This window comes from Rossellomorea oryzaecorticis (genome assembly GCF_038405515.1).
GTDB lineage: Bacteria > Bacillota > Bacilli > Bacillales > Bacillaceae_B > Rossellomorea > Rossellomorea oryzaecorticis_A.
The window spans coordinates 21,799-34,069 of the sequence record NZ_JBBYAF010000044.1 but is presented as its reverse complement, the minus strand read 5'-3'; the positions used below and the strand labels follow the sequence as shown (position 1 = coordinate 34,069).

Below are 12,271 nucleotides of genomic sequence, written 5' to 3'. Positions count from 1 at the left end.
GAAAATATCCCTCCCTAATTCCTGACATATTTATGTTTCTAGTGTACTTTTTTCGGTACAAATATGTCCAAAGGAATTAGGGGGTCGTAGAGAAATGGATCGTAAATTTCCAGAATGGATCGTAAAATCTTAAAATGGATCATAAACGGTGACCTCCCCTGTAAAATTCCCCTTCACCACCTAAATGAACCACCTTTTTTTACCCTATATCAGATTTTCAGGAGCAAAACCAAAATAATAATTCAATCATTTCATATTTCATCCAAATTGCCGTATTAAAAGTTTGAGCCCGTCACTCGAAAGAAACTTTCCGCCAAACAAAAACAGAGTTCTCTCGAAAACCTCGAAGGAACTCTGTTTAATAGATTAAATAACGGCTTTTTCACTTGTATCCTCATGTTGATCTTCCATTACCCGAACGAATTGACCTTCATTCAGCGGGTAACCGGCTTTCGTAATTTTCACTTTTACCAGCTGGCCGACCATATCCTCTGTAGCAGGGAAGATGACTTTCAAGTAGTTATCCGTATATCCGACATAACGGCCGTCATCATATACTTCTTCAGGGATGACTTCGAGTACTTCATCCTCAAATCTTGACGCATACTCCTTGGCAAGTTGATTGGAAAGCTCGATCAAGCGGTGAACTCGTTGATTCTTCACTTCTTCATCAATCTGATCCTCCATACGTGCAGCCGGCGTTCCGGTACGTTTGGAATAAGGGAATACATGAAGCTCTGAAAACTTATGCTCTTTGATGAAGTTATAGGTCTCCATGAATTCTTCTTCCGTTTCGCCAGGGAAACCGACGATGACATCAGAGGTGACCGCTAAGCCTGGAAGTGCTTTTTTCAGCTTTTCAAGTCTTTCAGCGAAAAATTCCATTGTATACTTTCTGCGCATTCTTTTCAGGACCGTATTGGATCCTGATTGCAAAGGCACGTGCAAGTGACGGACCACAATATTGGATTGATCGATCACTTCGATTACTTCATCCGTTAATTGACTTGCTTCGATGGATGAAATACGGATTCGTTTTAATCCTTTTACATTTTGCTCTAAATCACGAAGAAGCATAGCAAGATTATAATCTTTCATGTCTTCTCCGTAACCGCCTGTATGAATACCTGTCAGAACGATTTCCTTGTAGCCTGCATCCACAAGCTGCTGAGCTTGTTTCACTACTTCTTCAGGGTCACGTGACCTCATCAGCCCTCGTGCCCAAGGGATGATGCAGAACGTACAGAAATTATTGCAGCCTTCCTGGATTTTAAGGGAAGCACGTGTACGATCCGTGAAAGCAGGTACGTCCAACTCTTCGTACACACGGTTTTTCATAATATTTGTTACACCGTTGATAGGCTGACGTTCTTTTTTAAATTCTTCAATATACGTAAGCATCTTGCGCCGATCCTGTGTTCCGACCACGACATCCACACCTGGGATCGCCATGATTTCCCCCGGGGAAGTCTGAGCATAACAGCCAGTGACACAGATGACGCCGTCCGGATTTTTTCTGATCGCACGACGGATGACCTGTCTGCTTTTCTTATCTCCCGTATTCGTAACGGTACATGTATTGATGACATAAACATCGGCTATAGAATCATAGTCTGTACGTTCATATCCTTCTTCTTTGAATAATTGCCAAATGGCTTCCGTTTCATAGTGGTTCACTTTACATCCTAATGTGTGAAACGCTACTGATGGCATTATAATTCACCTCATTAATTCTAATTGATAGCTGATGGCTGAAAGGACATACAAGGGGGCCGTCTCTGTCCGTAATATTCTGGGTCCGAGCCCGCAAGCCAAGAAACCTTCGTGCTTACAGAGATCTACTTCCTTATCGGTCAGGCCTCCTTCAGGCCCAAATACAATCAGGAGGCTCTCGCCGGCCTTAATAGAGGTCAGCGACTTGGACAGGTTTCCTTTTTCTCCTGACCTTGCTTCTTCTTCGTATGCCACGAGTGTATAATCAAATTGTTTACTCAAATTCAGTAATTCTTTAAATGAAACGGGTGAGAATACAGACGGAACCACATTCCTGTGGGACTGTTCTGCTGCTTCCTTTACGATCTTTTCCCAGCGTTCCAGTTTCTTTTTTGCTTTTTTTTCATCCCATTTCACTATGGAGCGATCCGCGTTAAAAGGGATAAATTTATCCGCTCCAAGCTCCGTACCTTTTTGGAAGATTAATTCCAATTTATCCCCTTTCGGCAGCCCGCTCGCAATCGCAACCTTGATTGGAAGCTCTTTTGTTTCTGTTTCCCATTCTACTACTCTGACTTCAACCGAGTCACTGGAAATCGTTTCAATACGGGCAACAGCCGAGGATTGATCAGGAAATACCACAAAAATGCGGTCATCTTCTTTCATCCTCATGACACGTACGATATGATGATAATCTTCACCTGTTATTACCACCGGACAATCTTGACTATAACGATCGATTAAAAAATATCGCTGCATATTGTTTCACTCCACGCGTTTATTCCTTACTGTTATAAAGGCTTTTTCGCAATGATGGCAACCCAGTCTTCCATCACCATCACTTCTTCAATTAGGAAACCTGCAGCTTCCAGTGAATCCTTGACCTGCTGTTTCTTAGGCTGAATGATTCCGGAAGTGATAAAATAACCGCCTGGTTTCACAAGCTCAAATGCATCTTCTGTGAAACGCAGAATAATTTCAGCTAATATATTCGCCACAATCACATCTGCTTGACCGGTTATGCCATTCAAGAGATTATTCTCATCAACCGTCACTCTGTCCTGTACTTTATTCAGCTTGACATTTAAACGGGCTGACCTTACAGCAACCTCGTCTAAATCATATGCTCTTACTTTTGCGGCAGATAGCATGGCCGCTGCGATGGATAGTACACCTGAACCAGTTCCCACATCAATCACCGAGTCATCCGGTTTCACAATGCGCTCTACTGCCTGGATGCACATGACTGTGGTCGGGTGGGTGCCTGTCCCAAAAGCCATTCCAGGATCAAGTTCGATGATCAGTTCGTCACTGTGCACTGGGGTATAGTCCTCCCATGTCGGCACAATCGTGAATTTATCGGAAATCTTCACCGGGTGGTAGTATTTCTTCCATGCAGTTGCCCACTCCTCTTCATTCACTTCTGATATTTCAACCTTATTTTCCCCGATATCAATATCATACGTAACGAGATTTGTTATGCCCTGCTTGATTTCTTCCACTGTTTCTCCCAGAAAACTATTGACCGGCAAATAGGCTTTCACCAGTACTCCTTCACTTGGGTAATCCTCAGGATTGAGTTGGTAGATCTCTCCAAACATATCTTCTCTTTCTTTAATCAAGTCAAACGGGTCTTCAATGACCACACCGCTCGCACCTGATTCATGAAGAATATTTGAAATCGGTTCGATTGCTTCATTTGTAGTAAGAATACTAATTTCTGACCATTTCATAAATCTACCAACTCCGTTCTGAGTTATTCGCCTTTAAAGGCTTTTTTTACTTTATCAAAAAAGCTCTCGTGCTGCTCATCAGGTACCTGTCCGCTGATATCAGCAAATTCTCTTAATAGCTGCTTTTGCTTATCTGTCAATTTAGTAGGTGTGACTACCTTTACTTGTACATGCTGGTCTCCGGTACCATAACCACGCACATTCGGTACTCCCTTACCTTTCAATCTGAATCTTGTGCCTGTCTGAGTCCCCGACGGCACCTTCAGTTTGACCTTACCATGGAGGGTAGGGACCTCGATTTCATCCCCCAGTGCAGCTTGGGCGAAAGTGACCGGCATTTCGCAGTAGATGTCATCTCCATTACGCTCAAAGAAGTCGTGCGAACGCACATGGAAGACTACATATAAATCTCCCGGAGGACCTCCGTTCACTCCCGGTTCACCTTGGCCAGTCACGCGGAGCTGCTGGCCGTCATCGATTCCTGCCGGGATCTTCACGTTGATTGTACGGCGTTTCTGAACCTTGCCTGCGCCGCCGCATGTAGAACATTTTTCCTTGATTTGTTTTCCTGTACCGTTACAGTAATGGCACACACGTCTATTTACTATGCGGCCGAAAGGAGTATTCTGTTCAACATTCAATTGACCGGCGCCTTTACAGTGAGAACATGTTTCCACTTTCGTACCAGGCTTGGCACCTGATCCGTGGCATGTATCACATTCTTCTTCTTTCGGTATTTCAATTTCAGTTTCTTTTCCGAACACGGCTTCTTCAAATTTCAGTGACATCGTATATTGGAGATCCGCACCTTGTCTAGGCGCGTTCGGATCTCTCCTGCGGCCCCCGCCGCCGCCGAAGAAAGTATTGAAGATATCTTCAAAGCCGCCGAAACCGCCGCCTCCAAAGTCAGCACCGCCGCCGAATCCCTGGTTTGGATCGGTGTGGCCGAAGCGATCATATTGCGCACGCTTTTGATCGTCACTCAGTACTTCATATGCTTCTGATATTTCTTTGAACTTCTGATCCGCATCCGCCTCTTTATTAATATCAGGATGATATTTTTTGGAGAGTTTGCGGTATGCTTTTTTTAATTCATCTTTAGAGGCGCCTTTTCCGACACCCAGAACTTCATAATAGTCCCGTTTACTCATAAAAACACCACTCCCGAATCTTTTGCATAAAGGTTATTTTAACATTGAGTTCCATTGATTATCAATAAAAACATGGAATCCCCTTTTTTCAGAGTCAAACTCATAGAAAAAGTCAAAGCCAAGAACCGTCCTGACTTTGACTTTTTGCTTCGTTACTTTTATTTCTTGTCGTCGTTTACTTCTTCATATTCAGCATCTACGACATCATCGTCTTTCCCAGCTTGACCTTCTTCACCCTGAGCAGCCTGTGCATCTGCTTGAGCTTGCTCATAAAGCTTCATTGTCAATGCTTGAACGATTTCCTGAAGTGCATCTTTCTTTTCACGGATAAGATCCAGATCGTCTTTTTCGATCGCTTCTTTAAGTTCAGCTTTCGCATCTTCCGCTTTTTTCACTTCTGCTTCGTCCACTTTACCTTCAAGATCTTTAAGCGTTTTTTCCGTTTGGAATACTAATTGGTCCGCTTCGTTGCGAAGTTCAACTTCTTCCTTGCGCTTTTTATCCGCTTCAGCATTATCTTCTGCTTCTTTCACCATACGTTCTACTTCATCTTCAGAAAGGCCAGTTGAAGATTTGATCGTAATGTTTTGCTCTTTACCCGTTCCAAGGTCTTTCGCGCTTACATTGACGATTCCGTTTTTATCAATATCGAATTTAACTTCGATTTGAGGTACTCCGCGTGGTGCCGGCGGGATATCAGATAATTGGAAACGGCCAAGCGTTTTGTTATCTGCAGCCATCGGACGCTCACCTTGAAGTACATGGATATCCACGGCAGTCTGGTTATCAGCAGCCGTCGAGAATGTTTGAGATTTTGAAGTTGGGATCGTTGTATTACGCTCGATCAGCTTCGTTGATACTCCGCCCATTGTTTCGATACCAAGTGAAAGTGGTGTTACGTCAAGTAAAACAACATCTTTCACGTCTCCAGTAAGGACTCCGCCTTGGATCGCTGCACCCATCGCTACTACTTCATCAGGATTTACGCCTTTAGAAGGGTCTTTGCCTGTTTCTTTCTTGATTGCTTCTTGTACGGCCGGGATACGAGTCGATCCACCCACAAGGATGATCTTATCGATTTCGCTTGCAGAAAGACCTGCATCTTTCATTGCTTGGCGAGTTGGTCCCATTGTACGTTCTACAAGGTCAGAAGAAAGTTCTTCAAACTTGGCTCTTGTCAGGTTCAATTCCAAGTGTAATGGACCTGCTTCACCAGCTGTGATGAAAGGAAGTGAGATTTGTGTTGAAGTAACACCTGATAAGTCTTTCTTCGCTTTCTCGGCAGCGTCTTTGAGACGTTGAAGAGCCATTTTATCTTTCGATAGGTCAATGCCGTTTTCTTTCTTGAATTCAGCCACTAAGTAGTCGATGACCACTTGGTCGAAATCATCTCCGCCAAGACGGTTGTCACCGGCAGTGGAGCGTACTTCGAATACGCCGTCGCCAAGTTCCAGGATGGATACGTCAAATGTACCGCCGCCAAGGTCGTATACAAGGATCGTTTGGTCTTGATCCATTTTATCCAGTCCGTATGCAAGTGCTGCTGCAGTTGGTTCGTTGATGATACGTTCCACTTCAAGGCCTGCAATTTTACCGGCGTCTTTTGTTGCTTGACGTTCTGCATCATTGAAATAAGCAGGCACTGTGATAACTGCTTTTTCAACTTTTTCACCAAGATAGTCTTCTGCATATGATTTCAAGTGCTGAAGAATCATTGCTGAAATTTCCTGTGGTGTATATTCTTTTCCTTCTGCTTCTACTTTGTGATCAGTTCCCATATGGCGTTTCACTGAGATGATCGTATTCGGGTTCGTAATTGCTTGACGTTTTGCAACTTCCCCGACTTGTTTTTCACCATTTTTAAAAGCAACGACTGAAGGAGTTGTACGGTTACCTTCCGCGTTTGCAATTACTTTTGGTTCTCCGCCTTCAAGAACGGATACACAAGAGTTTGTTGTTCCTAAGTCAATACCGATAATTTTACTCATCGTCATTATACCTCCCTGTTTGATATGTAATTTCTATATTATTGATTTACTTTTACCATAGATGGACGGATAACTCTGTCCTTAAGCTTGTAACCTTTTTGGAACTCTTCCACGACGATATTGCTGCCGTAGTTTTCATCTTCAGTCTGCATTACAGCCTGGTGAAGATGGGGATCAAATTCCTGGCCGACAGCTTCAATCGGTTCTACGCCTTCCTTCTTCAATGCGTCGATAAGGCTTCTGTGAACCATTTCCATTCCTTGAAGCAGTGTTTTCGTCTGGTCATTATCAACTTCTATATTTAAGGCACGTTCAAAATTATCAAGTGCCGGTAAAAGTTCAGTGATAAGTGGTTGAGCACGATATTTTTCCTTCGCCTCGTTTTCAACATTCACCCGGCGGCGGAAGTTATCAAAGTCTGCTCTCAATCGCAGATAACGATTTTCAGATTCATCAAGCTTTCCCTGTAGTTGTGTAAGCTCATCTGTTTCCTGTTCCTCAGACTCATGAGGCTCTTCTGCGAACACTTCTTCGACAACTTCCTCGTTGTCAGCTTTCGCTTGTTCTTCCTGCTGATGCTTTGTTTCTTCAGACATCACATTCACCTCCTTATAAATACATGAAGCTAACCCGTAACAAAGGCGCGGAATCCAGTGGTTCCGGCCCTGTAATCCTTTATACAATATGTCCACTAATCGTTGCTTTGATACAGTTTGGTGAGGACTTGCGACATATCGTTCGAAAAGAAATTAAGCAAGCTTACAACCCTCGAATACTCCATTCGGGTAGGTCCGATGATTGCAATAGAACCTAATTGCTCTTTACCGATTGAATAAGTTGCGGTTATGAGACTGCAATTCTCCATAGCAAGATGATTATTTTCTTTCCCGATTTTAATATTCATTCCGGAAGCTGATGGCCGGATGAGATTATAGATGCTCTCTTCCTGCTCGATCATCTCCAGAAGCATACGCACTTTTTGCACGTCATTAAACTCGGGTTGATTCAGCATATTGGTCTTGCCGCCAAAGAACAGTTTGTCTGTAACGGTTGAGTTAATGGAGTCCGTTATCGAATGCAGGATAAAATCGTAATTCTGGATGTGTTCTTTTAAAAGAATGGCTACTTCTTTGAAAATTTTATCGTTTAATTCGTTTAGCGGCACTCCAGTTAAACGGTCGTTCAGGATATGAACCAGCTTTTCAAGCTCGGAAGCATTCATCGTCGGCGGAATATGGAACAATTTATTTTCAACATGCCCGTTATCCGTTACGATGATGGCAATCGCGGTATCCTTGTTCAGGGGAACAAGTTGAATTTTCTTCAGCTTGTTTTCCTTCAATTCAGGTCCCAATACGATTGTCGTATAATTCGTCAGCTCGGACAGAATCTTGGCCGACCTCTGTACGACTTTCTCCAGTTCATATATTCTTTCTGAAAAAATAGATCGCAGTGCATGCACATCATTCTTCTGCAATTTCTGAGGAGAAAGTAAGTGATCCACATAATAACGATACCCTTTTTCAGAAGGGACCCTGCCTGAAGAAGTATGGGTCTTTTCAATGAATCCCAATTCCTCCAGGTCTGCCATTTCATTCCGTATGGTGGCGGAACTGAATGAAATCTCATCCTTTTTAGACAAGCTCCTTGAGCCGACCGGCTGAGCTGAAAGGATAAAATCATCAATGATAACTTGAAGAATTAGAAGTTGTCGATCTGTTAACAACATTCATCACCTCTGTTAGCACTCTATCAAGATGAGTGCTAAATCTAATTAATAAATTATCAAATCAGATTGTGGATGTCAATATATTAGATTTGGTGTTCCTTAAACTTTTCTTGCTATTTATATCTCTACAGTTATCGGTTTAAACCCCACTGAACACCGCAGTTGATTTCCGTGGAAGACTTCGCTTTCCGCGGGCGGTTGGTGAGCCTCCTCGTCGCTGCGCTCCTGCGGGGTCTCACCTAACTCGCTTTTCCCGCAGGAGTCTTCGTCTTCCACTCCAATCAACTGCTGGAACGGTTTAAACGATAAACTTTAACAGAGCATTAATAACAGGGATTTCCTCAGTATAGGTGCACATCATTATTAGATTACACCGAGGAAAGATTGAAAGACTTCGTTACCCAGGAAACGCCCCTGCTTTGTGAGAGCAACCCTTTCATCATCGACCAGCAGCAGTTTGCGGTTCTGCATTTCTTCTAATGAAGGTTTGAATACCGATTCGATGGAGCAGCCGAATTTTTCGGTGAAAGCCGCTTTGCTGACGCCGTCTACTTTTCTCAGGCCTAGGAACATTTCTTCTTCCATCATTTCTTCACGTGTAACGGTATGCTCCTGGATTGTCGGCAATCTTCCCTCATTTATAGGGTCCATATATTTTTTCAGCGGACCGTAATTGGAATAGCGCACTCCGTTTATATAACCGTGTGCACCGGCTCCTAAACCATAATATTCATTATTGTCCCAATAAACGAGGTTGTGTTTGCTTTCGTACCCTTCTTTTGCAAAGTTACTGATCTCATATTGGTTTATCCCATACTTAGCCATAGTATCAATGAGTAATTCATACATATTCGCTTCTTGTTCCTGAGAAGGAAGTGGAAGTTTTCCTTTTCTCATTAAATTGTAAAAGACCGTTTTGGGTTCTACAATGAGTGAATAAGCAGAGTAATGAGGCAGCTGAAGATCAAGAGCTTTCGTCAAAGTGTCTTGAAAATCTTCTTCCGTTTGCTTGGGAAGACTATAAATTAAATCGATACTGATATTCGAGAAGCCTACCTTCTGGGCTGTTTCCAAAGAGGTATAGACGTCTTTACTTCTATGTGACCTCCCGATTCCTTTCAACAAATCGTCGTTAAAGGATTGCACACCAAAACTCAATCGATTGACTCCATGATCGATGAGCACCTTCAATTTATCCTCAGTCAAATCACCCGGATTTGCTTCAAAGGTGAACTCTCCCTTGTTATAGGGCAAACTCATGGTGATTTCTTCACATAATGTATCCAGTTGTTTCGCATTTAAAGCCGTCGGGGTGCCCCCTCCAACAAAGATTGTATCGATCTCTTCTGAATTTCCACTGCCGACCCTGCTTCTCATTTCATGACCAAGGTTTTTTAAATATTCATCCACTGGCTGTCCTTGCAAAAAGAACTTATTAAAATCACAATAATGGCAGATATGTTCACAAAACGGTATATGAATATAAGCGGACTTTACCACACTCGCCCCTCCTTTGTTGTCAGTTCATAGAGAAAAGGGGGTAAGAAGAGCTTGATAGCACAAGCTTCTTTCCCCCTTTTTCTCATGACCACTCATTATTTTTTATCCGAATCGTCCATTTTCAGAACTGCCATGAATGCTTCCTGCGGAACTTCAACGGATCCGACTGACTTCATTCGCTTTTTACCTTCTTTTTGCTTTTCAAGAAGTTTTCGTTTCCGGGAGATATCTCCGCCGTAACATTTAGCAAGTACATTTTTACGCATGGCCTTGATTGTCGATCTCGCTACAATCTTTTGGCCGATCGCCGCTTGAATAGGCACCTCAAAATGTTGTCTCGGTATAAGCTCCTTAAGCTTTTCCACAATGATCTTCCCGCGTTCGTAGGCAAAGTCTCTATGAACGATGAAACTCAAGGCATCCACATTTTCTGAGTTCAGTAAGATATCCATCTTCACAAGTTTCGAATCCTTGTATCCGATCAGTTCATAATCAAAAGATGCATAGCCCTTTGTGCTCGACTTTAACTGATCAAAGAAATCATACACAATTTCAGCCAGCGGAAGTTCATATACAATATTTACACGGGTATCATCCATATATTGCATATCGATGAAGTTACCACGCTTTCCTTGACAAAGCTCCATGACGGCTCCGACATAATCATTTGGAACCATTATGGTTGCTTTTACGTATGGCTCTTCTACAAAATCTATTTTTTGCGGGTCAGGCATCATGGAAGGGTTATCGACTTTCACTTCTTCTCCATCTGTAAGCTGAACATGATAGATTACACTTGGTGCCGTCGTAATAAGGTCAATCTTAAATTCACGTTCAATACGCTCTTGGATGATCTCCATATGAAGAAGACCAAGGAATCCACAACGGAATCCAAATCCTAATGCCTGAGAAGTCTCTGGCTCATATTGAAGCGCAGAGTCATTCAATTCAAGCTTTTCAAGCGCTTCTCTAAGATCGTTATAACGATTTGAATCAATTGGATAGAGACCGCAATATACCATTGGGTTCAAGCGGCGGTATCCAGGAAGCGCTTCTGTGGCAGGATTCTTTGCAAGCGTGATCGTATCCCCGACTCGAGTGTCCCCTACATTCTTGATTGCTGCTGTGAGGTATCCTACATCACCGACAGTCAATTCCTTAAGCCCTGTAGGTTTCGGTGTGAATACACCCACTTCTGTCACTTCAAACTCTTTGCCCGTCGCCATCATGCGAACCTTATCTCCAACTTTGACGCTGCCCTCCATCACACGGATGTAGGCAACCACTCCTCTATAGGCATCATATAATGAATCAAATATCAGAGCTTTTAATGGAGCATCCGGATCTCCCTGGGGCGCCGGTACCTTTTCAACGACTTGTTCAAGGATTTCTTCAATTCCGATACCTGCTTTAGCAGAGGCAAGCACCGCTTCTGAAGCATCCAGCCCGATCACATCTTCTACTTCCTGACGCACCCGCTCAGGGTCCGCTGCAGGCAGATCGATCTTATTGATAACCGGCAGGATTTCCAGGTCATTGTCCAATGCCAGATATACGTTAGCGAGCGTCTGAGCTTCAATCCCCTGTGCAGCATCGACAACGAGTACCGCTCCCTCACATGCTGCCAAGCTCCGGGATACTTCATATGTAAAATCGACATGTCCCGGTGTATCAATCAGATGGAAGATATATTCTTCGCCATCTTTCGCTTGATATTTTAACTGCACGGAATTCAATTTAATCGTGATTCCGCGTTCTCTTTCTAAATCCATTGAATCTAGCAATTGCTCTTTCATTTCACGCGCCGTCAATGCTTTTGTTTTTTCCAAAATACGATCGGCAAGCGTCGATTTACCATGATCTATATGAGCAATGATAGAGAAGTTTCTGATCTTCGATTGTCTTTTCAATTTTTCTTCACGATTCATTCTTCGTTCAACTCCTGTTATATCCACACATGTACACTATGTTGAATTATAGCAGTACAGTATATATTATTCAATCTAAACCGGAATGCTAAGGCAAAAAGGAATCCCAATATAAGAATAGGCACACCATAAGGGGAAACTCCCCCTCTGATGTGCCATTATATACTTCCTGCGTATTTTCAAATCAATGAGGCAATGAATTCTACGATTTTTGCGGTTATGCCTTCAATAAAGCCGGCGAGGGCTTTTCCTATTGATGAAAAGGCGTTGAAGGCTTTCATTTCTTCCAGCTTCTCTTTTTTCTCGGTAAGGGTCTCGCTTTCCACTTCTTTACCAAGAAACGTTGCTTCTACATTGCCTTCGTTATCCTGGGTCATTCCTACAGGGGAAGAGAACGATTCTTTTTCATGGCCTTTCATTTCGACAATCCCTTTGTTTGCGTGCTGCATGCCGATCAGTACACCTACAAACAAACAACATATCAGAACGATGCACTTCATGATAAATTTACTCATTTCTTTTTCACCCT

The 12,271-nt window shown here is 43.0% G+C and carries 10 protein-coding genes; all 10 read right to left on the bottom strand.

Going from position 1 to position 12,271, the window contains the following annotated elements:
* Positions 1-366 precede the first annotated feature (366 nt).
* On the bottom strand, positions 367-1,713 hold the full coding sequence (gene mtaB / locus AAEO50_RS17965; protein ID WP_341985696.1) for a tRNA (N(6)-L-threonylcarbamoyladenosine(37)-C(2))-methylthiotransferase MtaB: 1,347 nt from the start codon (positions 1,711-1,713) through the stop codon (positions 367-369).
* Between the two features lie 6 nt (positions 1,714-1,719).
* Positions 1,720-2,472, bottom strand: a complete 753-nt coding sequence (locus AAEO50_RS17960; protein WP_341985695.1) for a 16S rRNA (uracil(1498)-N(3))-methyltransferase — start codon at positions 2,470-2,472, stop codon at positions 1,720-1,722.
* Between the two features lie 32 nt (positions 2,473-2,504).
* On the bottom strand, positions 2,505-3,446 hold the full coding sequence (gene prmA / locus AAEO50_RS17955; protein WP_341985694.1) for a 50S ribosomal protein L11 methyltransferase: 942 nt from the start codon (positions 3,444-3,446) through the stop codon (positions 2,505-2,507).
* Between the two features lie 23 nt (positions 3,447-3,469).
* Positions 3,470-4,597 carry a molecular chaperone DnaJ gene (gene dnaJ, locus AAEO50_RS17950; RefSeq protein ID WP_341985693.1) on the bottom strand — a complete coding sequence of 376 codons (1,128 nt, stop codon included), beginning with the start codon at positions 4,595-4,597 and terminating at the stop codon, positions 3,470-3,472.
* Positions 4,598-4,755: 158 nt separating this feature from the next.
* A complete protein-coding gene (gene dnaK / locus AAEO50_RS17945; RefSeq protein WP_341985692.1) occupies positions 4,756-6,585 on the bottom strand; it encodes a molecular chaperone DnaK in 1,830 nt (609 codons plus the stop codon).
* Positions 6,586-6,623: 38 nt separating this feature from the next.
* A complete protein-coding gene (gene grpE / locus AAEO50_RS17940; protein WP_341985691.1) occupies positions 6,624-7,181 on the bottom strand; it encodes a nucleotide exchange factor GrpE in 558 nt (185 codons plus the stop codon).
* Positions 7,182-7,276: 95 nt separating this feature from the next.
* Positions 7,277-8,311, bottom strand: a complete 1,035-nt coding sequence (gene hrcA, locus AAEO50_RS17935; protein WP_341985690.1) for a heat-inducible transcriptional repressor HrcA — start codon at positions 8,309-8,311, stop codon at positions 7,277-7,279.
* A 366-nt stretch (positions 8,312-8,677) separates the two neighbouring features.
* A complete protein-coding gene (gene hemW, locus AAEO50_RS17930; protein ID WP_341985689.1) occupies positions 8,678-9,814 on the bottom strand; it encodes a radical SAM family heme chaperone HemW in 1,137 nt (378 codons plus the stop codon).
* 95 nt (positions 9,815-9,909) lie between these two features.
* A complete protein-coding gene (gene lepA, locus AAEO50_RS17925; protein WP_341985688.1) occupies positions 9,910-11,742 on the bottom strand; it encodes a translation elongation factor 4 in 1,833 nt (610 codons plus the stop codon).
* 179 nt (positions 11,743-11,921) lie between these two features.
* Complete coding sequence (locus AAEO50_RS17920) at positions 11,922-12,257, bottom strand: DUF3679 domain-containing protein (RefSeq protein WP_341985687.1); 336 nt, start codon at positions 12,255-12,257, stop codon at positions 11,922-11,924.
* Positions 12,258-12,271 lie beyond the last annotated feature (14 nt).

Excerpts from the sequence above, each read along its gene's own strand:
- dnaK (WP_341985692.1), bottom strand. The coding sequence starts at position 6,585 with ATGAGTAAAATTATCGGTATTGACTTAGGAACAACAAACTCTTGTGTA.
- prmA (WP_341985694.1), bottom strand. The coding sequence starts at position 3,446 with ATGAAATGGTCAGAAATTAGTATTCTTACTACAAATGAAGCAATCGAA.
- grpE (WP_341985691.1), bottom strand. The coding sequence starts at position 7,181 with ATGTCTGAAGAAACAAAGCATCAGCAGGAAGAACAAGCGAAAGCTGAC.
- dnaJ (WP_341985693.1), bottom strand. The coding sequence starts at position 4,597 with ATGAGTAAACGGGACTATTATGAAGTTCTGGGTGTCGGAAAAGGCGCC.
- lepA (WP_341985688.1), bottom strand. The coding sequence starts at position 11,742 with ATGAATCGTGAAGAAAAATTGAAAAGACAATCGAAGATCAGAAACTTC.
- AAEO50_RS17960 (WP_341985695.1), bottom strand. The coding sequence starts at position 2,472 with ATGCAGCGATATTTTTTAATCGATCGTTATAGTCAAGATTGTCCGGTG.
- AAEO50_RS17920 (WP_341985687.1), bottom strand. The coding sequence starts at position 12,257 with ATGAGTAAATTTATCATGAAGTGCATCGTTCTGATATGTTGTTTGTTT.
- mtaB (WP_341985696.1), bottom strand. The coding sequence starts at position 1,713 with ATGCCATCAGTAGCGTTTCACACATTAGGATGTAAAGTGAACCACTAT.